Origin of the sequence: Dehalococcoides mccartyi, from assembly GCF_001889305.1 — a bacterium.
In the GTDB taxonomy this organism is placed as follows: Bacteria; Chloroflexota; Dehalococcoidia; order Dehalococcoidales; family Dehalococcoidaceae; genus Dehalococcoides; species Dehalococcoides mccartyi_A.
Genome location: NZ_CP013074.1, coordinates 360,028 through 380,163 on the forward strand (window position 1 = coordinate 360,028; position 20,136 = coordinate 380,163).

21 protein-coding genes and 1 other RNA gene are annotated in these 20,136 nt (G+C 48.6%); 16 read left to right on the forward strand and 6 right to left on the reverse strand.

Annotated elements, in window-relative coordinates:
* Window positions 1-174 precede the first annotated feature (174 nt).
* The 8 genes from mraZ to ASJ33_RS01960 all read left to right on the forward strand — a co-directional run bounded on the left by mraZ (window position 175) and on the right by ASJ33_RS01960 (window position 9,820).
* Window positions 175-603: a division/cell wall cluster transcriptional repressor MraZ gene (gene mraZ, locus ASJ33_RS01925; RefSeq protein ID WP_012881618.1), complete on the forward strand. Its 429-nt coding sequence runs from the start codon at window positions 175-177 to the stop codon at window positions 601-603.
* A gap of 6 nt (window positions 604-609) precedes the next feature.
* Window positions 610-1,659, forward strand: coding sequence for a 16S rRNA (cytosine(1402)-N(4))-methyltransferase RsmH (rsmH, locus tag ASJ33_RS01930; RefSeq protein WP_023651907.1), 1,050 nt, complete (start codon window positions 610-612; stop codon window positions 1,657-1,659).
* Between the two features lie 70 nt (window positions 1,660-1,729).
* On the forward strand, window positions 1,730-2,956 hold the full coding sequence (gene ftsA, locus ASJ33_RS01935; RefSeq protein WP_041330600.1) for a cell division protein FtsA: 1,227 nt from the start codon (window positions 1,730-1,732) through the stop codon (window positions 2,954-2,956).
* Between the two features lie 40 nt (window positions 2,957-2,996).
* Window positions 2,997-4,127: a cell division protein FtsZ gene (gene ftsZ, locus ASJ33_RS01940; protein ID WP_012881621.1), complete on the forward strand. Its 1,131-nt coding sequence runs from the start codon at window positions 2,997-2,999 to the stop codon at window positions 4,125-4,127.
* Window positions 4,128-4,273: 146 nt separating this feature from the next.
* Window positions 4,274-4,801: a transcriptional regulator NrdR gene (gene nrdR, locus ASJ33_RS01945; protein WP_012881622.1), complete on the forward strand. Its 528-nt coding sequence runs from the start codon at window positions 4,274-4,276 to the stop codon at window positions 4,799-4,801.
* Between the two features lie 316 nt (window positions 4,802-5,117).
* Entirely contained in the window at window positions 5,118-7,403 is a 2,286-nt protein-coding gene (locus ASJ33_RS01950) for a vitamin B12-dependent ribonucleotide reductase (protein ID WP_072555836.1), read from the forward strand.
* Between the two features lie 229 nt (window positions 7,404-7,632).
* Window positions 7,633-8,217, forward strand: a complete 585-nt coding sequence (locus ASJ33_RS01955; protein ID WP_012881624.1) for an NYN domain-containing protein — start codon at window positions 7,633-7,635, stop codon at window positions 8,215-8,217.
* On the forward strand, window positions 8,186-9,820 hold the full coding sequence (locus ASJ33_RS01960; protein ID WP_041330602.1) for a radical SAM protein: 1,635 nt from the start codon (window positions 8,186-8,188) through the stop codon (window positions 9,818-9,820). Before ASJ33_RS01955 ends, ASJ33_RS01960 begins: the two co-directional genes overlap by 32 nt.
* 48 nt (window positions 9,821-9,868) lie before the next feature.
* Here the strand turns inward: ASJ33_RS01960 and ASJ33_RS01965 are convergent, their stop codons facing one another.
* The 3 genes from ASJ33_RS01965 to ASJ33_RS01975 form a co-directional block, all read right to left on the reverse strand.
* Window positions 9,869-10,318: a GatB/YqeY domain-containing protein gene (locus ASJ33_RS01965; protein WP_023651912.1), complete on the reverse strand. Its 450-nt coding sequence runs from the start codon at window positions 10,316-10,318 to the stop codon at window positions 9,869-9,871.
* A 1-nt stretch (window position 10,319) separates the two neighbouring features.
* The gene (gene rpsU, locus ASJ33_RS01970) at window positions 10,320-10,514 is read right to left on the reverse strand and encodes a 30S ribosomal protein S21 (RefSeq protein ID WP_010936130.1); all 195 of its coding nucleotides are present in this window, start codon (window positions 10,512-10,514) and stop codon (window positions 10,320-10,322) included.
* Between the two features lie 174 nt (window positions 10,515-10,688).
* Entirely contained in the window at window positions 10,689-12,461 is a 1,773-nt protein-coding gene (locus ASJ33_RS01975; RefSeq protein WP_023651913.1) for an IPT/TIG domain-containing protein, read from the reverse strand.
* A gap of 207 nt (window positions 12,462-12,668) precedes the next feature.
* Here ASJ33_RS01975 and ASJ33_RS01980 point away from each other — a divergent pair, with 207 nt between their 5' ends.
* The 4 genes from ASJ33_RS01980 (at window position 12,669) to ASJ33_RS01990 (ending at window position 15,322) form a co-directional block, all read left to right on the forward strand.
* A complete protein-coding gene (locus ASJ33_RS01980; RefSeq protein ID WP_041330603.1) occupies window positions 12,669-13,010 on the forward strand; it encodes a hypothetical protein in 342 nt (113 codons plus the stop codon).
* The gene (locus ASJ33_RS08460; protein ID WP_172812213.1) at window positions 12,994-13,560 is read left to right on the forward strand and encodes a phage portal protein; all 567 of its coding nucleotides are present in this window, start codon (window positions 12,994-12,996) and stop codon (window positions 13,558-13,560) included. The genes ASJ33_RS01980 and ASJ33_RS08460 overlap by 17 nt, the downstream gene beginning before the upstream one ends.
* 93 nt (window positions 13,561-13,653) lie before the next feature.
* The gene (locus ASJ33_RS08465; protein ID WP_236886623.1) at window positions 13,654-15,099 is read left to right on the forward strand and encodes a hypothetical protein; all 1,446 of its coding nucleotides are present in this window, start codon (window positions 13,654-13,656) and stop codon (window positions 15,097-15,099) included.
* 10 nt (window positions 15,100-15,109) lie between these two features.
* Window positions 15,110-15,322: a hypothetical protein gene (locus ASJ33_RS01990; RefSeq protein WP_023651915.1), complete on the forward strand. Its 213-nt coding sequence runs from the start codon at window positions 15,110-15,112 to the stop codon at window positions 15,320-15,322.
* A gap of 106 nt (window positions 15,323-15,428) precedes the next feature.
* Here the strand turns inward: ASJ33_RS01990 and ASJ33_RS01995 are convergent, their stop codons facing one another.
* A complete protein-coding gene (locus ASJ33_RS01995) occupies window positions 15,429-16,802 on the reverse strand; it encodes a hypothetical protein (RefSeq protein ID WP_023651916.1) in 1,374 nt (457 codons plus the stop codon).
* The gene (locus ASJ33_RS02000) at window positions 16,792-17,154 is read right to left on the reverse strand and encodes a hypothetical protein (RefSeq protein ID WP_023651917.1); all 363 of its coding nucleotides are present in this window, start codon (window positions 17,152-17,154) and stop codon (window positions 16,792-16,794) included. Before ASJ33_RS02000 ends, ASJ33_RS01995 begins: the two co-directional genes overlap by 11 nt.
* A 107-nt stretch (window positions 17,155-17,261) precedes the next feature.
* Between ASJ33_RS02000 and ASJ33_RS02005 the strand changes: the two genes are divergently transcribed.
* The 3 genes from ASJ33_RS02005 to rnpB all read left to right on the forward strand — a co-directional run bounded on the left by ASJ33_RS02005 (window position 17,262) and on the right by rnpB (window position 18,828).
* The gene (locus tag ASJ33_RS02005) at window positions 17,262-17,957 is read left to right on the forward strand and encodes a zinc ribbon domain-containing protein (RefSeq protein WP_023651918.1); all 696 of its coding nucleotides are present in this window, start codon (window positions 17,262-17,264) and stop codon (window positions 17,955-17,957) included.
* Window positions 17,958-18,035: 78 nt separating this feature from the next.
* Window positions 18,036-18,380, forward strand: coding sequence for a ribonuclease HI family protein (locus tag ASJ33_RS02010; RefSeq protein WP_231854745.1), 345 nt, complete (start codon window positions 18,036-18,038; stop codon window positions 18,378-18,380).
* 93 nt (window positions 18,381-18,473) lie between these two features.
* Window positions 18,474-18,828, forward strand: an RNA gene (gene rnpB, locus ASJ33_RS02015) — RNase P RNA component class A.
* A 68-nt stretch (window positions 18,829-18,896) separates the two neighbouring features.
* On the opposite strand, the gene ASJ33_RS02020 is transcribed toward rnpB, so the two are convergent.
* Entirely contained in the window at window positions 18,897-19,475 is a 579-nt protein-coding gene (locus tag ASJ33_RS02020) for a DUF4328 domain-containing protein (protein WP_052465192.1), read from the reverse strand.
* A gap of 368 nt (window positions 19,476-19,843) precedes the next feature.
* On the opposite strand from ASJ33_RS02020, the gene ASJ33_RS02025 reads away from it, so the two are divergent.
* Window positions 19,844-20,086, forward strand: a complete 243-nt coding sequence (locus tag ASJ33_RS02025) for a hypothetical protein (protein WP_236886624.1) — start codon at window positions 19,844-19,846, stop codon at window positions 20,084-20,086.
* The last annotated feature ends 50 nt before the right edge of the window (window positions 20,087-20,136 follow it).

A 20,136-nucleotide genomic window follows, 5' to 3' on the forward strand; every position in this document is an offset into this window, starting at 1 on the left:
CTCCTATTTTTACCCCTTGACGCTGTTCTATTTTAGCATACCCTTTTGGCCAGACCCAAAAGCCAAAAAGGTATACAAAAATATATTTTTAAAGGCTTGACAATAGGGGTGTTCGCTTATAGAATGGGAAAAAGTGGGGTAATGTGGTAAGTCGGGGAGAGAGTATCTAAGAAGATGTTTTTTGGAGAATTTGAGTACAAGCTGGACGAAAAGGGGCGTTTCCCTTTGCCTCCCGCCATCAGGCCCAGCCTGAAGGACGGCTTGATACTTGCACCCGGCACCGGTGAGAAATGCATTTACGCTTACCCCCTGTGCGAATGGAAAAAACTGGCTGAAAGCCTGAAGAGTACTACAGTTGCTCCCAGCAAGATGCGCCGCTTAAACAGGGCTCTTTTCGCTTTGGCTTTTGATGTTAATCTGGATGCCCAAGGACGTCTAACCCTGCCTGCACCCTTGAAAAACTATGCTGGGGTTAATATAGAGGTTATTGTGGCAGGTGTCAACAATTATTTAGAAATTTGGGATAAAGAGACCTGGGAATCTGAAAAGAAGGCCAGCCAGGAGCAGGCATGGCAGATAATAGAAACGCTTGAGGGGAATTAAACAGAAGTGACTGAGTATCCTCATATACCGGTTATGCTGGAAGAGTCTATACAGGGGTTGGGGGTTATACCCGGCGGCCGTTATGTGGACTGCACTTTGGGGGCAGGTGGTCACTCCGAGGCTATTTTGGAGCACAGTTACCCTGGCGGACAGCTTTTGTCTATAGATACAGATCCCAAGGCTATAGCTTTGGCTGCTGAGCGCCTGAAAGGTTTCGGCAGTTCGGTTTTACTGGTAAATGATAACTTTGCAAATTTGAAAGATATATGCCAGCGGTACGAATATATGCCGGTGCATGGCATTTTGTTTGATTTAGGTCTTTCCTCCATGCAGCTTGACAGAGAGGAATCCGGGTTCAGTTTTCAAACTGAAGCTCCTCTGGATATGCGTTTTTCACCCGGTCAGGAACTCTCGGCGGCGGATATCGTTAATACTTATGACCTTGCAGAGCTTTCAGATTTGATTTGGAAGTACGGTGAAGAGCCTTTCAGCCGGCGGATTGCCCGGGCTATTTTAGAGAAAAGGCCGTTTAAAACAACTACCGAATTGGCGTCTGTTATTGAAAAAGCGGTTGGGGGGCGTCACGGGCGGATTCATCCTGCCACCCGGACTTTCCAGGCTTTGCGGATAGCGGTAAACGAGGAGCTTTCGCACCTTGAGAGCGCTCTTGCACAGGCCCAAAGCCTTTTGGGACATGGCGGGCGGCTGGTAGTGATAAGCTACCATTCGCTTGAGGACCGCATTGTAAAACAATATTTTCAGAAAGAAGCCAAGGGCTGTATCTGCCCGGATGATATACCCCAGTGTGTTTGTGATCACCAGCCTTCGCTGAGAATAATAAACCGCCGGGTGATTACTCCGTCGGATGAAGAAATATCCCGAAACCCGCGCAGCCGGAGCGCCAAGATGCGGGTAGCGGAACGGATTATAGAACCCGGTGATGGGCGTTTTTTTTCCAGCCGGGCAGATGAATTAGTTAATCATGTCAGCGAAACTGGCTCTGTTCGGCACGGACAGGCTAAACATAAGGGGGTGGTCCAGAGGGGAGGCAGCTGATGTGCGGAAAGGACTAATGTTCCCGTAAGGGATTTTTGAGATACACGGTTTTGCAAATGGAGGGAGATATATGAAAAACAGAATCGTTACAGCGATTGATGTCGGCACTACCAAGATCTGTACTATAATTGCCGAAGTAAATCCTGTGGGCGGTGTCAACGTAGTTGGTGTTGGCATAGGTCCTTCGCAGGGTTTACATAAAGGTCTGGTAGTAAACATCAATGACGCACGGGAGTCCATCAGGGAGTCTATCCGTAAGGCGGAGCAGGCTTCCGGATACAAGGTTGAGTCCGCCTATGTAGGCGTAACCGGACGCCACGTGGCCTCTATGAACAACAGGGGTGTGGTGGCTATTACCAGGAATGACCGCCTGGTAAGAAGTGATGACCTGAAGCGGGTTATGGCTACCGCTCAGAATATCAGCGTCCCCAATGACCGCAAACTGCTCCACGTTATTCCCAGAACCTATGCAGTAGACGGCCAATCCGGGGTAAAAAACCCGGTAGGTATGCATGGTTTCAGGCTGGATGTGGAAACACATATTATTACTGCGGCCGCTACCTCGGTACAGAATCTGGTAAAATGCATTCGGGGGCTGGGCATTGATATTGATGACCTGGTACTTGAACCTATTGCTTCCAGTGAAGCTGTACTGACTGATGACGAAAAGCAGGTGGGTGTTATCCTGGCCGATATCGGCGGCGGCACCACTGATATCTGCGTCTTCAAAGATGGTAGTATCTGGCACACAGCTATTATCCCGGTGGCTGGTTATCAGCTGACACGTGATGTGGCTATTGGCCTGGGCCTTCCTTTTGATGTTGCCGAGGAAATGAAGAAACGCTACGGCAGCGTCCTGCCCGTATATGAAACTAAAATGGAATCTCCCAGCCCTATCTGTGAAGATGGCCATGGCGTTTCTTATCAGGACCTTTGTGACATCATCCGCGCCCGGGTTGAGGAAGTTCTCCGCCTTATTATGCTGGAAATACCGAACTCTGATTATGACAGCCTGGTACCGGCAGGGCTGGTACTTACCGGCGGCAGCTCTAATCTGGCGGGTATGGAAACTCTGGGACGGGATATCCTGCGCATACCGGTAAGGGTAGGAAACCCTGACAAAGTATACGGCATTATAGATTCACTTCATGACCCGGCTTATGCCACCGGTGTAGGCCTTCTCATCTGGGGTGCCAAACACCAGCCGGTCAAAAAATCCTGGCTGGATAATCTCGGCTTTTTCGGCCGAATGCGTAACTTGCTCAAGGGTTTTGCCGGTCTGTTCGGGACTAATTAGGTAAAGTAAATATTTAGAGTGATATAAGGAGAATATAAAAATGGCTAAAACAAGTTTCGTTCCCAATCCCGCCAGAATTAAAGTATTCGGCTGTGGCGGCGGCGGTTGCAATGCTGTTACCCGCATGGTCCGTGAAGAAATACAGGGTGTTGAGTTTATTGCTATCAACACTGATGCCCAGGCTTTGGCTATCACTGAAGCTCCTATCCGCCTCCAGATAGGCGAAAGAGTTACCCGCGGTTTGGGTGCCGGCGGCGACCATAACATGGGTCAGAAGGCGGCCGAAGAGAGCCGTGATGAAATCCGTGAGATAGTTAACGGGGCGGATATGGTCTTTGTAACTGCCGGCATGGGCGGCGGTACCGGCACAGGTTCTGCTCCCATTGTAGCCGAAGAGTCCAAGAAAAGCGGCGCTTTGACTATTGCCGTTGTTACCAAGCCCTTCACTTTTGAAGGTGCTCACCGTGCCTCTACCGCCAAAGAAGGCATTAATCGCCTGCTGGGCAAGGTAGATACCCTGATTATTATCCCTAATGACCGTTTGCTGGATTTGTGCGACCAGAAGACCGGCGTTGATGCTGCCTTCAAAATGGCTGATGATGTACTGCGCCATGGCGTACAGGCTATTTCCGAGGTAATCACCGTTCCCGGTTTGATCAACCTGGACTTTGCTGATGTGCGTGCCGTTATGCGGGATGCCGGCCCGGCCTGGATGTCTATCGGTTATGGTTCCGGCAAAAACAGGGCTTCAGATGCTGCCAAGAGCGCTCTGGCCAGCCCCTTGCTGGATGTTTCCATCACCGGCTCCAAGGGTGTTCTTTTCAATATAGTGGGCGGTCCTGACCTGAGCCTTATGGAAGTTAACGAAGCAGCGGATGTTATTAAGCAGGCAGTTGATCCTGACGCCAACATCATTTTCGGTGTGGCTTCAGACTCATCCATGGGTTCAAATGTAAAGATAACCCTGATTGCTACCGGTTTTGTTTCCAAGATTGGTATGGCCGAAGAAGAGGGTGATGATGCCATTACCCGCCAGCTGAAAGGTATCAAGACCGAAGACGAGCTGGATGTACCTTCCTTCCTGCGGAGACCGTTATTCAATCGGGCTCGCCCGGTTGCACCGCCGGTGGATACCCGCTCTAACAAGCCCTCTTCCAGGATTTCCTGGTAAGTCTGGTATAGATAATATAGCAGGGCTGCAGTTTATAAACTGCAGCCCTGTTTCTTTGTAAAAAATAGGACTATATACGTATTGACTACCACTATCCCTTGTGTTAATCTATCTGCGCAACACAATATACAGTGTTGGAGGGCGTAGTGGATTGTCCTTATTGCAGTCACCCTGATTCCAAGGTGATAGATTCCAGAGATGTAGATGACGGGGTCCGCCGAAGACGTGAATGTGTGGTTTGCGGGCAGCGCTTTACTACTTATGAACGTTTTCAGCCGGCCGGTCTTTTTGTAGTTAAGAAAGATCAGCGCCGTGAAGAGTTTAACAAAGAAAAATTGCTGAGCGGTCTCAGACGTGCTTGTGAAAAACGCCCCTTGCCAGCCGGAGCGGTGGATAAAATAGCTGGTGATATAGAAGCTGAAATTTACAATATGGGCAAGGCCGAAATACCCAGTACCCTTTTGGGGGATATGGTTATGGAAAAGCTTAAGGCACTGGATAATATTGCCTATGTGCGTTTTGCCAGTGTTTATCGTGAGTTTACCGATATTACCCAGCTTAAAAAAGTAGTAGATAATTTGGTAAACGGACAGGACGAGGGCATACATAAAGGGCAGCTTAGCCTGTTGCCTGAAGATAAGATTTCCCCCAAGACCAGATATCAGAGGAGATGACATGGTAAATCACGTAAGCGGTAAGAAACCAACTCCGGTTAATCGCAACCGCGTGGCCCGCGCTATGTTTGTAGCCGCAGCCTCAATGGGTATTTCCGATAGAGTCCAGATAGAAACGCTTATCAGCCAGCTTATAAAGAAGCTGGAAAAACCGGTAGGTTTACCTGGTATGGAAGATTTGCTGCCCAGTGATTTAAAAGCACCTGCGGTACTGGCCACAGATGATGAGATAGATATAATGGTCAAAGAGGTGCTGGAGGAAGGCAACAAGGACAAACAGACCCAAATTAATATCCAAGCCAAGGAGGAAGAACCTATGCCGGTAAAAGTACAAGTTAAATCTGAAATTATGGCTGATGCCAAAGCTGAAGGGCTGAAGCTTACAGATAATGCCGTGTGCGTGCTGGAACGCCGCTATCTGAAAAAAGACAAGCAGGGGAAGCCCACCGAAACTGTGGAAGATATGTTCCGCAGGGTGGCCCGTACTATTGCCATGGGGGAGCTTATTTATAACCCCAAGGCAGACGTAAGAAGCCGTGAGGACGAGTTTTATAACCTGATGACCCGTCTGGAGTTTTTGCCCAATTCTCCCACCTTGATGAATGCCGGGCGTGAGCTGGGGCAGCTTTCGGCCTGTTTCGTTCTGCCGGTAGATGATTCCATTGAGTCTATTTTTGATGCCGTAAAGCATACCGCTATGATACATAAAAGCGGCGGCGGCACCGGCTTTTCATTTTCCCGCCTGCGTCCCGAACAGGACCGGGTGGGTACTACCGGAGGGGTTGCCAGCGGGCCTGTGTCCTTTATGCGCGCCTTTGATGTGGCAACTGATGTTATCAAGCAGGGCGGCACCAGACGGGGCGCCAATATGGCTATATTGAGTATTGACCACCCTGATATCATGAAGTTTATCCATGCCAAAGATAAGGCCGGGGTGCTGACTAACTTTAATTTGTCGGTGGCTATTACCGATAAATTTATGCAGGCGGTGAAAGACGGGGTTGATTATGATTTGCTTAATCCCCACAATGGTGAGGTTGTTTCCCGTCTGAATGCTACCGAAGTGTTTAACAAGATTGTTCACATGGCCTGGAAGACGGGTGACCCCGGTATTGTGTTTATAGACCGCATAAATGCTTATAATCCCACTCCCCAGTTGGGGCGGATTGAAAGCACCAATCCCTGCGGTGAACAGCCGCTGCTGCCTTATGAATCATGCAATCTGGGGTCTATAAACCTGTCACGCATGGTGACTGTAAGCGGCGGTAAAAGTACGGTTGATTATAAGAAACTCAGCCGGGTGATAAAGAGTGCGGTTCGTTTCCTGGATAATGTCATAGACGTAAATAAATTTCCTCTGCCACAGATTGAAGAGATGACCAAGAAAAGCCGTAAGATTGGCCTGGGAGTTATGGGTTTTGCAGATATGCTTTTAGAACTGGGCATACCTTACAATTCGGAAAACTCTATCAAGCTGGCAGAGGAAATAATGTGCTTTGTAAATGACGAAGCACACAAATTCTCTTCAGAGCTGGCAGTGGAGAGGGGTGTGTTCCCTGCTTACCGCGGAAGTATCTATGAGAAGAGCGGCCGCCCCATGCGGAATGCTTCCTGCACTACTATTGCACCCACCGGTACTTTGTCTATTATAGCCGGCTGTTCTTCGGGTATTGAACCCCATTTTGCCCTGTGTTTCACCCGCAATATACTGGACGGCACCAAGATGATAGAGGTTAACCCGTATTTTGAGCGGGCTGCTAAAGAAGGCGGATACTATTCCGAGGAGCTTATCAAATCTCTGGCTGAAGGAGCGCATTTGGATGAGGCTGATGTGCCAGATGAGGCTAAAGAACTGTTCGTAACTGCTCACCAGATTGTACCGGAATGGCATGTGCGTATACAGGCTGCCTTCCAGAAATGCACTGATAATGCCGTTTCCAAGACAGTCAATTTTTCACGTGATGCTGGTGAATGTGATGTAGCCGATGTCTACAAGATGGCTCATGCCCGTAACCTCAAGGGTATTACTATCTACCGTGATGGCAGCCGCGAAGATCAGCCTATGTCTACCGGCAAGGCCGAAAATAAAATTGAGACCCCGGCGGCGGTTGTTAACCCGAATTTGATGCCCCGCAAACGTTCCAAAGTAACCCAGGGTATCACCGAAAGGGTTACTACAGGTTGCGGATATATCTATGTTACTGTAAACTCTGACGAGCATGGAATTTGTGAGGTGTTTTCCTCACTGGGCAAAGCTGGAGGTTGTGCCTCTGCCCAGCTGGAATCCACCTGCCGGCTTATTTCGCTGGCACTGCGCTCAGGTATGGAAGTGGCTTCGGTAGTAAAACAGCTTAGAGGTATCCGTTGCCCGTCTATTGCCTGGGATGAAAGTAAAGCTGTGTTAAGCTGTGCCGATGCTATTGCCAGTGTGCTGGAAAAACATGTAGACGGTTATACCAAGCCGGTGGCAGGTTCGGCAAAAACTGTAAGTGCAAACGCTCTGGTAAGGAATATAGCCGGGCAGTGCCCCGAATGCGGCAGCATTTTGGTCTATCAGGAGGGGTGCTTTATCTGCCCTGGTTGTGGTTATACTAAATGCTAAAAAATAATGGAGGATATAAAATGGAAAATATTAAGGATATGCTGGCTCTGGTACTGGTTGCCGCTGGATTTATGTATCTTATGATAATCACTGTGGCTGGTCTGCTGGCTTAGCTGTATCCTAGTTAGTTTTGGTATTAAAACACCTCTCCTGCCTTAAAAACAGGATAGGTGTTTTTTTATCTTAAATAATATATTATAGAATCAAGTCTGTATGTGGGTGGTGATTGATGACGGATACGCTTGAAAGGGTGATGATATTTATAGATGGCAGCAATATGTATCACTATCTCAAATCTCATTTTCAAAGAACAGACATAGATTTTGGTTGTTTTTGCTCTAAAATTGCCGGACGTAGGCGGCTGGTGCGTATTTACTATTATAATGCTGAGGTAGGCCGTAAGGAAGAACCGGAACGTTTTAATGACCAGAGGAAGTTTTTTACCAGTTTGGAAAAGATATCTTATATGGAGCTCCGGCTGGGTAGGCTGGTATATTCCGGGTGGCCTTCTACTCCTCCGTATGAAAAAGGGGTTGATGTGCTGTTGTCTACTGATATGCTGAGCCACGGATTCAAGAATAACTTTGATACAGCTATACTGGTGGCAGGCGACAGTGATTTTGTGAGTGCCCTTCAGGCAGTTAAGGATAATGGCAAAAATGTGGAGGTAGCACTTTTCGGCAAGGAAAGAACCTCTATGGAGCTTCGTAAAGTAGCAGACAAAATTATCGCTGTGGACGGGCGTCTGCTGCGTAACTGCTGGAAACAGCAAAGAAACAACTATGGCACGCAAAGACCGCCTCAAGAATCGTAAAGAACTTTCACGCACCCGGGTTTCTTATGCCTCCTCAGAGAGGGTAGCCGGTGAAAGCGGAGTTGTTATAAAGGATTGGGGTGGCAGATTACCTCTGGCAGTTGCTTATCCCAACTCTTACTATGTGGGTATGTCAAATTTGGGGCTTCATACCCTTTACCGTTTAATAAATAACTATCCTCAATATCTGGCGGAGAGGTTTTTCTGGGAAGGCGGTGCCGCCAAAGGCCGCCCGACCTTAAGTGTGGAATCACGCCGCCCGTTTACTGATTATGTATCTATTTTGTTTACCCTTTCCTACGAACTGGATTTTCTGAATATACCCTCCATGCTGGCTGATTGCGGTATGCCGCTCTATGCACGTGAAAGGGACGAGACTTTTCCGCTGGTTATCGGCGGGGGTGCCTGCATAATGTCTAACCCGGCGCCGGCAGCTGATTTTTTTGATGTGTTTTGCATAGGTGAGGCCGAGGCTATTCTGCCTGAGTTGTTGCCTGTGCTTGCCGAAATGGCAGGTGAACCTAAAAGACTGGTTCTGGAACGTCTGGCAAGAATATCCGGTTTATATGTGCCGTCTCTACCTCCGGAAAAACCGGTGGAAAGAGTATTTCCAGCTGAACTTACTCAAGGGGTAGGAACGGCAGTTTTCAGCAAGGCAACCGAACTGGGAGAGATGTACCTGATGGAAGTAGAACGCGGCTGCGGACATCAGTGCCGGTTTTGTCTGGTGGCGGGAGTGTTTTGTCCTTTGCGTTACCACCCTTTGGAGTTACTTTTGAAACAGGCTGAAGAAGGTATGCTTGAGCGTAAGAGGATAGGTTTGGTAGGGCCGGTAGTGAGTGATCACCCTCAGGTGGCGGAGTTGATTTCCCGTTTGCGGGGTATGGGTGTCGGTTTAAGCATAAGTTCACTTCGGATAAAGCCATTGTCTGAAAAAATGCTTACCGAACTGGCACTTTCGGGTGTTTCCAGTCTGGCTATGGCACCGGAGGCCGGTTCTGAAAGGCTGCGGAGGATTATCCGCAAAGGGATAACCGAAGATGACATAATGCGGGCAGCTGCTTTGGTTGCAGAACAAGGTTTCCGCCAGTTGAAGTTTTATTTTATGCTGGGGCTGCCGGGTGAGACTGACGAAGATATAGAAGAAATGATAAACCTGGCTGAAAAAGCCCAGCAGGTTATGTCTGCTGCGGGGCGGGGAGTAAGATTAAGCCTGAATATTGCCCCCTTTGTACCCAAACCTTTTACCCCTTTTCAGTGGCTGGGTATGGAAGATGCGGCTCAGATAAAAAGGCGGTTGGATATAATACGTCTCCGTCTGGAAGGGCAGGGGATAGAGGTTCGGGCTGAAAGCCCGGAAATGTCCCAGATACAGGCGGTGCTTTCCCGGGGTGATGTTAGTCTTTCAAAACTGCTGGCGGCTGCGGGGGGTGACTCTCTGGCCTGCTGGAAGCGGGCAGCTAAGTCACTTGAGGTGGACAGCCCATCTTTGGCTAAAACAAGGTTTGATTTGGCAGATAAACTGCCCTGGTATATGCTGGAAAACCCGAAACAGAGACAAAAACTGGAAACTGAGTATAAAGCGGCGTTTAAGGAAATATAAAAGGGAGACTTTTAAAAGTCTCCCTTTTTAGTTTAGAGGGTATTAAGTTTAATTATTCAGAAGTGCGGTTACTACGGCATTTACCATCTGGCCGTCCGCTTTGCCTTTTACCAGCGGCATTAGCTTGCCCATTACTTTCCCCTTGTCCTGAGGGGTGCTGGCACCTGTTTCCGAAATTACCTTTTTAATAATCAGGGTTAGTTCGGCTTCGTCCATCTGTTCCGGCATATAGGATTGGAGTATTTCCATTTCCTGCTGTTCTTTTTCAACCAGCTCAGGCCGTTTTGCCTGCTTGTATGCCTCTATGCTTTCACGCCTTTGCTTTATCTCCTTGGCTATTACGCCGATGATTTCCTCATCTGTAAAGGTTTTCTGCTTGGCTATTTCAGCATAACTGATGGCTGAAACCAGCATCCGGAGAACATTACACTTCAGTTTTTCGCCTTGTCGCAGAGAAAGCTTGACCTCTTCGCCCAGCTTTTCTTTCAAATTCGGCATTTTAGGTGGCCTTTCTGGCGGCTTTTATTGCCAAACGCCTTTTTGCGGCGTCCTTACGCTTGCGGCGGGTCGGGGGGCGTTCAAAGCGAGTTCGGCGACGTGCTTCGGAAAGTATGCCGTCCTGCTGTACCTTGCGGTTAAAACGTTTGAGCATGCTCTCAAAGCTCTCGTTATTTTCGGGTCTAACGTCTGCCATTTGAATATCACCCCCTCACTTTGAAAAAAATGACCTGGAGAATCATTGTACTTGGATGGAGTGTTTAAGTCAAGATGTTCAAGCTATGCGGATTTGGAAAATACTGAGGCAAAGAAGAAGCCCTCTCCTTTCAGGGAGAGGGCTTCTAATACAAATGCTTAAGTCAGGGATTATTTAGTAGTCAGCGTTGCGGCGGCCGAGCCAGAAGCCCAAAGCCAGCAGCAAGAGACCACCGATACCTATCAGGACATAGGTAGCCCAAGCGGGAAGGTCCAAGCTGAAGCCGACGGTGAAATTGCCGGCGCCGGTATATGCACTTGAGTTTCCAGCACCGTCAACAGCTTTGACTCTCCACCAGTAGGGGCTGTCTGAAGAAACGCTCTCCAGTTTTTGAGCATCGGTCATGGTGTAGGTGGATTCGGTGAGATCCTTTATCTGATAAAGGATAGTGGTAAAGTTCTGGTCAGCGGCAATTTCCAGTACATAGGTAACACCGCTGGGATCAGTTACATCTTCCCAGTCAAAAACAACGGGTTGTTTAGCTTTAAGCCCCATTTCTGGGGTAAGAGGGGCGGGAGTGGCCGGAGCAGTACCTTCAACAAAGAAAGTGAAGGTCTTACTGGTAGTGCCGGAGATAACGGTAATGGTGTGAGGTCCGGCAGTGGCGGCGGGGATTTTGAATTTCAGGCTGAAATCCCCGTTGGAATCAACCACGGGACTGGGAGTTACAGTAATTTGGGCACTGTCAAAGGTAACCAGTACGGTATCATTGGCCTTAAGCCCCGAACCTGTTATGGTAATTTCCTGTCCCACGTTTCCGGGGGTGGATGCATTGTTGGTGGGGGACATGGTGATATTGGTTGTAACTGTCAGGGTGGCGGTGGAAGTAACACTGCCGTCAGTGGCGGAGATAGTGTAAGCCCCCGCCTGAACACCGGGTATTACAAAAGTAGTGGTAAAAGTACCGCTAGACAGGGTTACGGTAACGCTCTGACCGAAGTAGGTCAGGGTAATGGTGCCGGTGGTGTTAAAACCGCTGCCCTTTACGGTAACGCTGGTGCCCACATTGCCGGAGGTGGGAGTTAAGGTGATTTTCTGGGCTATATCAAAGGTGACTTGAGCATTGTTGTTCCAGGCATCATTAACTTTCAGGGTGTGCGAACCACGGGTGAGTGCGGGTATTTCGTAAGTGGCGGTGAAACTTCCGTTTGAACCTACGGATACGCCGGCATTAACAGCAGTACCTGAGTCTATAGCTATCTGAACAGCTCCGTCGTAAAAACCGGTGCCGGTTACGGTTATGGTGTCACCTACACCGGGATTAGCAGATGAAAGGGTTATCTTGGGATTAACAATGAAGTTAACCGGTGCACTGCCGGTTGCGCCGCCGTCATTGGCGGTTATGCTCAGGGTACCCTTTTTGGCAGCCGGGATGGTAATAGTGGTGGATATAGCCCCGCTGCTGTTAGAAGAGGTGGTGGCAAAGGGAGCGGTGATGCCGGCCAGGTAGAAACTCACGGTGGCACTGGGGGTAAACCCGCTGCCGGTTACGGCTACACTGTCACCGACATAACCGGTGCCGCTAGCCAGAGTTATGCTGGGGGTAATGGTAAATGTCTGCGATGCGGCACTGTCGCCTCCGGTGAAGAGGAAAGATACAGTGTAAGTACCCCTGGTAAGATTGGTGGGTACGGTAAAGCTTCCGCTGACTACACCGCCGCTGCCTACGGTGGCAGTGCTTATATTAGCGCCATTGAACAAAATGTATACGAGTGAACCTGACGTGGCAACAGAGGTGCCTGTAACGCTTACCAGTGAACCGGCCGGGCCGGAAGTGGGGGAGAGAGTGAGAGTGGCTGCCGAAACCGGAGCAAGCGGTAAGGCCGCAATCAACAAGGCCAGGGTGGAAAACACCCCTAATACGCGAAGTAAAAATTTGTGTTTCATTATCTGAGTTCTTTCAAGCCTCCTTATTTGAAAATAACATACCCTCTAAACTTGGGGCAATTATACCACAGAAGCCCTCCTATTCAAATAATTTGCAAGCTGATTATATCTATTTATTAAAACGACAAAAAGGTCTTGAAGATATTAGAACATATGTGCTAAATTTAACCACGCTAAGCGCAGATTTTGCTGAAAAGGATTGGAGAGATGACGCTATTAGACAATGATTTGAAAACGGAAGAAACGGATTTGCTGCCTGAACTTACCTCTTACCCTGACCAGGGTTGTGAGTTTTCAAAAACCTGTTTGGACTGTCCTTTGCCGGTGTGTGTCTTTGACCAGCCGCGCGGCCGCCAGAGATGGTTGAAAAGGCAAAGGGATAAGGAAATAGTAAGCCTGTTTCAGGGCGGGCAGGACGAGAGGGAACTGGCAGACAGGTTTCGCCTTAGTATCCGTACTATCCAGAGGGTGCTTAAGAAGAGTCTGGCCGGGGTAAATATAAATAGAAAAACGGAGGTTTTAGAAAATAGTAATGGTACAGACTTTTAACCCGAATGAACTGAAAAGCCGTGATTTGGACAGGTTAAAAAGGTATGTAAATCTGCTGGATTTTTATCAGGGTAAACAGTGGGATGGCCACCCGTCCCGAAATGAAAAGCAGCTTACCTTCAACTATGCCAGAGTGGTAGTGGACAAGCTGTGCTCATATCTGATGAGCGGAATTAACTTTGGGGCGGAAGCTTTGAATGAAGAAGATATTGAGAAAGCGGTGACTGCCCGCTCTATGCTTAACGAAGTTTACCAGCAGAATAATCTGGAACAGCTGGACCTTGAGACTGAGATAGACTGCGCGGTGCTGGGAGACGGCTGTTTCAAGGTTATCTGGGATGCAGCTTCGGGCAGGGTGAGGGTAAGTGCGCCTGATATACAGGGTATTTACGCCTGGTGGTCACCGGATGATATGTCCCGCATCTACCGGGTGGCTTCCCGTTATGCCTTAAACAGTGAAGAAGCGGAGGTGAGCTACGGGCTGGAGCTTCCGTCCAGACAGTCATTCCTGACAGAGGTCTGGACAGAAGAAACCTTTGAACTCTGGTAGGATGAAAAGCTGCTTGAGAGCAAACCTAATCCTTACGGCTTTATCCCGTTTGTTATTTACCCTAATCTGCGTGAACCCAAGCGTTTCTGGGGGGTGTCTGATCTGGATGAGATTATGGAACCCCAGCGTGAGCTTAACCGCGCCTTAAGCCAGCTTTCCCGTATTCTGGAACTTTCGGGTAACCCGATTGCGGTGCTTGAAAATGTGGAACAGTCTGAGGATATTGCGGTGCGGCCGGGGGCGGTCTGGAATCTGCCCGAAGATACCCGCGCTTACCTTTTAGACCTGCTTCGAGGGCTTTACAGCTACAGTGCGGTCTCTATGGACTGTCCGGATGTATTTAGGGTGTGTTATCTGGAAAATTATACCGGAAATGTGGCAGATAAACGGGCATTTCTGAGCCATCTGGTAGCGGATAACAGTTTTAGCGATAACATCTGGTGTGAAAGCGTGCCTACCAGCATGAACAGCGAATTTGGCTTCGCGATGGAACATGACGGTCAATACGTATATCTGGCAGGAGTAAACCGTATTTACCGTGCCAAAATTGTCCAGAACAGCCTGGAAATAGGGGCGGATATACTGCGGTTGGAATTTGTTTGCGGCAGCCTGAAAGGGAGTTTGGCGGCAGAGCTGGATAATTCAAGCGGCCGTTATAACTCAGCTGGCAGCGGCGAACTGGATATGCTCTCACCTGGCAGTGAAATTGAATTTGCCCCTGGTTATGAAACCGTAAATGGGGCTGAACACGGTCCGGGGCAGTTATATATTATCCAGAGTCTGGAAAGGCGTATTTCAGAAGGCAAATCCAGCCTGCTGATACGGGCTGAAGACTCTTTTTGCCGTTTGAAAAGGTGGCGGGCAACCAACCAGATGCGCTGGAATCGGAGCTCCTCTCAGCTTTCAGTCAGAGGAATACTGGGTTATGTGTTAAGCAAAGCGGGTATCCGCATGGACGTGCTGAGTGCATCCGCCCAGCTGGATAATTTCTACCCTGATTTTACTATACATGTGGGTGATGACGGGTTTGGACTTTTGGATAAACTGCTTAGTTTTGTGCCTGATTTGGTGTTTCTACAGGGGCACTGTGTTTATTCACTTTATCCGCAGGAAGCAGATAGTCCGGTTTACAGTTACGGGTTTAATCATCCGGTATATAGCGGGATTTACGCAGATACTTTTAATGAAGTAAATAGAGTGGTGTTGGAAGGGATGGACTCTTCTTCCCATCTGTTTATGGTGCAAGGGTTTCTTTGGGATGAGATTTACCAGAATCATGACCTGACTCTAAGGCTCTATGACCGGAATATAAATACTTTGGCCCAGGCAGAAGAGAGACTGGACAGCTGTTTCAGAAAGGCGGTTTTAAAACAGCAAATGGGGCAGATAGTTGTGCCTATAAATTGCGGGCAGCAGCTTTTTGATGTGGTAAATATAAATCAGTTGGAAACGTTTGTCCGCCGTATAAACGGCATCCGTATGGTTTACGAGCCGGGCAAAGGTATATACCGGCAGGAATTAAGTTTGGGTAGGGTATAAGGAGATATAAATGGAGATTAAACGGGCAGTACTCAAAGGATTTAATTCTGCAGCTTATACCGCCTCTATCCAGCTGGCGGGTGATTATAAGTCTATGTTGGAAGAGGTGAAGGTTGCTAAAAATATCCCTTCGGTTGAAATGCTGGCCGGGCGGAACTTGGGGGTCTGGTTTCTTGATGACCATAATACCAAAGATATTCTGGTGATAGCGGTGTATTTATAACCGGGGCAGGTATAGTCTAGCTTTAGTATATGTAATAAAGGTGCAAGCCATTTCCCCGGCTTGCACCTTTTATATTTATCGGGTAAGAGCAGATGGCAGGGTGATATCAGTTTGAGCCTTTGGCACTTCTGGGGGAATAGGCTTCGGCTGCCTCCAGGCAGAGCGCCAGACTCATCAGGTAGTCATCGTGCCCGCGGGTGGTTTCTACGTAAAAATTCATCTGCTGGCTTTGGCGGTAGTCTGCCCGTGCTAGCTCCATTTCCTGCCAGAACAGGGCATATTCGGCACTGCCATTGGATGCATACATCTTCAACCTACCTGAATTTACAGCCGAAAGCAAATTAAAGCCCAGCCGTGATTTTGAAGACGGCTGAAAGGCAAACGGCAGAATACGACTGCCCAGTGATTCCCTCAGGAAGGAAGCTACCGGCTGTCCCAACCCGGTGGCATCTACTGCCACTTTGCGGCATTTCCAGACCTTGCCCAGCAGTTCCACCAGTTTTTCATAGAGCAAAGCATGGCGCGCCCCCTGCCAGCTGTAATGGCAGACCAGCTTTAGTTGAGGCAGATTACAGCGCTCTTTGGCAAATGTATAATCCAGCTCTGCAATTGTAAGCACGCTTGAATCCCGCCGCAGGTTTACAGTTGCAGGTAAATCACCATCTATTTGCCCATCTTCACCTGCCAGGTCCAGCCCGGCTACATATACCTTGCCATTTTCGGGGTAGATTTGGCAGGGGTGGCGGCCTTTAAGCAAATCAAGCTGTTCGCTGCTGAACATGCCCCCGCCGCCGCTTACCGGAAGCAAGCGGTACTGGGTAAGGAACAGGGGGTGATTTTCTCCCAGCCGGTCTTTTTCAGACAGGGCATATGCCAGATAAGCCGGGTTGTGGGCGGCAACTTTTTCCCAGTCATAGCGGAAATGCCGTTTAAGTCCGTCTTTTTGTTCTTTTTCTATATTCTGCCTTTTTATCTCTTCCAGCAGGCTGGTGTTGTCCCAGGTAGTGCCGTAAAGAACAGTGGTAACATTGGTGGTGGCACCCATGGGTTTAAATTCCTTGGTGTACTTCTCCTGGTTTACGTCCTGGGCTTCATCTACCTCAAGCAACAGGTGGGCGGTATTGCCCACCACATTGGCACTGGGTTCGGCAGAAAGAAAAACCGCTCTGGCCTGATTAAGCCTGATAATATACCCGCCCTCGGTATGGTATATGTCTCCAAAACCGGCCTCGTTCAGGCGGTCTTTCAGTCTCATCATGGAGATATTCAGCTGGGGTTTGAAGGTAGGGGCGCATTTAACCAGATTTTTGGGCTCAAACATGAAAAGAGTCAGCAGCAAAAGTTCCAGTTGGGACGAAAGTTCATTTTTTCCGCCCTGCCGGGCTATTTCCACGCTGAAGGTTTGTCCCTGCCGGTTAAATATACTCTGCAATACTGCCCTGGCAATATCCTGCTGGTAGGGGCGAAGTCTATTTATCAAAGGTCGCCTTTATAATGCCCAGCGGTACCGCTACATCCCTGAGGACATTGAAAATAGCTTCCCTTAACCCGCCCTTGTCCTGCCGGCTGATATTGTAACGGGCGGAAAGCAGGCGTGACAAGGTGGTAACGGCCTGCATGAGCAGTTTTAAGTTATCAGGGTCATAGCGGAGGATAGATTTTATTTTTACCCGCAGCAGGGCAATTTCTTCGTCAATGCCTTCCGCCAGGGTGGCCTGCTCATAGTCCTCCAGTTCATCGGTATCCAGTACGCGTGAATAGAAGCCGTGTTTGCGGGCATTCTGGTTGCCGTAGGGAGCGCCTTTTTTTCTTTCAACAAACTCTTGTGTCATAGTGGTGAAATAATAGCACAAATGTTCTAATATCGGCTATAATTATCTGTCACTCCTTAGATAGTTATTGCCAAAGTGCTATACAGGACTTACAATAGTGGGCAAGTATGCAACTAGCAAAAGAGCTTTTTCAATTGCAAGAACTGGAGCTGGATTTGGAGTCTCACCTAATGCAGGCTTCCAAATTACGGGCAATCCTGCAGGATGATTCCGCCCTCAAGCAGGCTGAAAATGTTTTGGCTGAAGCGGCCGCTCTCCTGAAAGAACAGCAGGCTGCCTTGCGTGAACTTGAAAGCCAGTCTGCTGATTTGGATGCCAAAATAAACGAAGTTAAGAAAAGCCTCTATTCAGGGCGTATCAGCAATCCTAAAGAGCTTTCCAATCTTAGTAGAGAACAGGAAAGCTTGGAGGCAAAACGTACTCAGGTAGATGACCAGGCACTTGAGGGTATGGATAGGCTTGAAGAACTGCAGACAAATTGCAATCAGATAATGGAAAATCTGGTTGCTGTACGCGCTCTCTGGCAGCAAAGCCAGACACAAAATACCCAAGCTCTTGAACTGACCCTTTCCGAGATAGAAAAGCTCAAAAACGAACTGCATGAATTCCTTACCCGTTTTGACCAGTCAGATTTAGCTCTTTTCCAAACTCTGCGTAAAAGCAAGGGCAGAGCCGTTTCAAAAGTGGAACAGGGAAATTGCCGCGGCTGCGGTTTGAAACTTACGGCTGCTTGGATTCAGCGTGCCAGAGCCGGTACTCTGGTGCAGTGCAGCGGCTGCCAGCGCATACTATATCTGGACTGAAAGAAAGGTATCTGAAAGATTAGCAAAATCATTATAAACACAGACGGGGCATCAAGGGGTAATCCCGGCCCGGCTTCCATTGGAGTAACCCTCAAAGACGAAAAATATAATCTGGTTGCCTGTATATCCAAGGCTATCGGCAATACCACCAACAATCAGGCCGAATATCAGGCCCTATTGGCCGGGCTGGAAAAGGCCTTTTCTCTGGGCGCAAAGGAACTGGAAATACGTTCGGACTCCGAGCTTCTGGTAAAACAGATAAAAGGTGAATACCGCATGAAGAATGAGGGGCTTAAACCCTTATTCAGCAAGGCGGTTTCCTTGCTGGGGCGGTTTGAGAGCTACCACATAAAGTATATACCCCGCGCCCAAAACTCCGAGGCGGATGCTCTGGCAAACAAGGCACTTGACGGCGGGAATTAAGAATTAGCTCAAACTAAGGGAGTAACTCCCCCTTGTTATTTGCATAGAATCTGTTTGTGCGGGTGGGGTATATCTCTGCTATACTAAGCTTGCCAAGCAGACCGGATGGCTGCCCGCTTTTATGGCGGGAGGAAAGTCCGAGCTCCTCCAGACAGGATGCTGGGTAACACCCAGGGGGGGCGACCCTACGGAAAGTGCAACAGAAACATACCGCCTGTGCAAACAGGTAAGGGCGAAATGGTGAGGTAAGAGCTCACCGGCAGTCCGGGTGACCGGCTGGCCGGGTAAACCCCGTCCGGAGCAAGGCCAAATAGGGGAACTTAAGGCAGTCTGGCCTGTTCCCGGGTTGGCCGCATGAACCAGCTGGTAACAGCTGGTCTAGATAGATGGTCATCGCCCTTGCCTTCGGGTAAGGGTACAGAACTCGGCTTACAGGTCTGCTTGGCTTAAATCTTATTAGTAAACCACTCCTTTTTAAGGGGTGGTTTTGTTATTTAAAAACTATCCAGGCCGGATTCAGCTGGTATATTTAAGCCGGGTGTTTAGATAGTAGAGCAGCAAAAGGCTGCTTTCGCTTGCAGCCATTACCGTCATTGCCGTAAACAGGTTGGTTACGTATTCTCTGGCCGGAGCTGAGTCAGGCAGTACAAGAGATAATACCTGGGGTAAAATAAAAAAGGTAACTGCCAGCAGACAGAGTATCCACCAGATTTTAAGCAGCAAATTTATTTTATATTCAGGCAGGGCGTTTTGGGCTTCGGGTGGCAGTTTGCTTAGCTGCCATGTTTCGGCAGTAAACAGCAGCGGAAATACCATATTTACCGCGGGTATCAAAAATCCTGGAAATGCCCGTCTGGATCTGTATCTAGGGGTGATAAGGTACAGGTTTACATAATAGGCGTGGCTCAGATGTAGGTAAAATATACCGCATACAAAGCTGGCGGCCAGCAGTATGTCTAAGCCCGCAATAGTCCGGTCTATGCCTTCTTCACAGAGATGCACATGTAACGGAATAATAATATCAGCCGGGCTGATATTATCCAGATAGCTGCTCAGGTTTGCCTGCTGGATAGGCAAAGATATGCCGCCTAACATAGATAACCCCAGCAGCACCGGTAAGACCCAAACCCGTACTTTCAGCCGGGAGTTCTTTTTGTCTTGAGCAGTAATCAGCAGGGTAGGGCCTGTTTATTTGGAAATATATATATAAATGTACGATAAAAAGACAAATATAGCAATCAATGTCAACTATTATAGGTTATGGCTGGGGCAGATGGTTTTCTTTAATAATAAAATCAGGCACTCTTGATGCTTCAAACAGGCTGGCTTTCAAGGCTTAACAGGCGCAAAATACAAAGATATCAGCCATTATTGAGGTTAGCCAAGGGGTTTGACTGGTTATAAATTATCCCCCGCAACTCTTCTCAGGCGGTTTGCTGCTTTCTAGGTGGTGCTGGGTTATAATGTGTGCAGTTATGGAAGACCTGAATGTTTCTGCTCTGGATTTTGTCAGTTTCTGTCACCGCCGCTGCGGGCAGGAATGGCCTGAACTTTATGATGAAATGTGCCGGGTAGCCGGGAGACGGCTCTACCGGGGAATGGGTTATTACGAACTGAATAACTTGGGCATTCCGCTGGACCTGGCTAATCTGGACAGTACGCTGGCGCTGGTAGACCAATATAAATCAAACCAGAAGTGTTCTTAGCGGCACTTTATATCAAGCGTTATCCGCAGGCACGGAAGTACTACTTCCGT

What these genes read in the sequence shown, in the direction of transcription:
- mraZ (WP_012881618.1), top strand. Translation starts at nt 175, where the DNA reads ATGTTTTTTGGAGAATTTGAGTACAAGCTGGACGAAAAGGGGCGTTTC.
- ftsA (WP_041330600.1), top strand. Translation starts at nt 1,730, where the DNA reads ATGAAAAACAGAATCGTTACAGCGATTGATGTCGGCACTACCAAGATC.
- ftsZ (WP_012881621.1), top strand. Translation starts at nt 2,997, where the DNA reads ATGGCTAAAACAAGTTTCGTTCCCAATCCCGCCAGAATTAAAGTATTC.
- ASJ33_RS01950 (WP_072555836.1), top strand. Translation starts at nt 5,118, where the DNA reads ATGCCGGTAAAAGTACAAGTTAAATCTGAAATTATGGCTGATGCCAAA.
- ASJ33_RS01955 (WP_012881624.1), top strand. Translation starts at nt 7,633, where the DNA reads ATGACGGATACGCTTGAAAGGGTGATGATATTTATAGATGGCAGCAAT.
- ASJ33_RS01960 (WP_041330602.1), top strand. Translation starts at nt 8,186, where the DNA reads ATGGCACGCAAAGACCGCCTCAAGAATCGTAAAGAACTTTCACGCACC.
- ASJ33_RS01965 (WP_023651912.1), bottom strand. Translation starts at nt 10,318, where the DNA reads ATGCCGAATTTGAAAGAAAAGCTGGGCGAAGAGGTCAAGCTTTCTCTG.
- rpsU (WP_010936130.1), bottom strand. Translation starts at nt 10,514, where the DNA reads ATGGCAGACGTTAGACCCGAAAATAACGAGAGCTTTGAGAGCATGCTC.
- ASJ33_RS01975 (WP_023651913.1), bottom strand. Translation starts at nt 12,461, where the DNA reads ATGAAACACAAATTTTTACTTCGCGTATTAGGGGTGTTTTCCACCCTG.
- ASJ33_RS01980 (WP_041330603.1), top strand. Translation starts at nt 12,669, where the DNA reads ATGACGCTATTAGACAATGATTTGAAAACGGAAGAAACGGATTTGCTG.
- ASJ33_RS08460 (WP_172812213.1), top strand. Translation starts at nt 12,994, where the DNA reads ATGGTACAGACTTTTAACCCGAATGAACTGAAAAGCCGTGATTTGGAC.
- ASJ33_RS01990 (WP_023651915.1), top strand. Translation starts at nt 15,110, where the DNA reads ATGGAGATTAAACGGGCAGTACTCAAAGGATTTAATTCTGCAGCTTAT.
- ASJ33_RS02000 (WP_023651917.1), bottom strand. Translation starts at nt 17,154, where the DNA reads ATGACACAAGAGTTTGTTGAAAGAAAAAAAGGCGCTCCCTACGGCAAC.
- ASJ33_RS02005 (WP_023651918.1), top strand. Translation starts at nt 17,262, where the DNA reads ATGCAACTAGCAAAAGAGCTTTTTCAATTGCAAGAACTGGAGCTGGAT.
- ASJ33_RS02020 (WP_052465192.1), bottom strand. Translation starts at nt 19,475, where the DNA reads ATGTTAGGCGGCATATCTTTGCCTATCCAGCAGGCAAACCTGAGCAGC.
- ASJ33_RS02025 (WP_236886624.1), top strand. Translation starts at nt 19,844, where the DNA reads ATGTGTGCAGTTATGGAAGACCTGAATGTTTCTGCTCTGGATTTTGTC.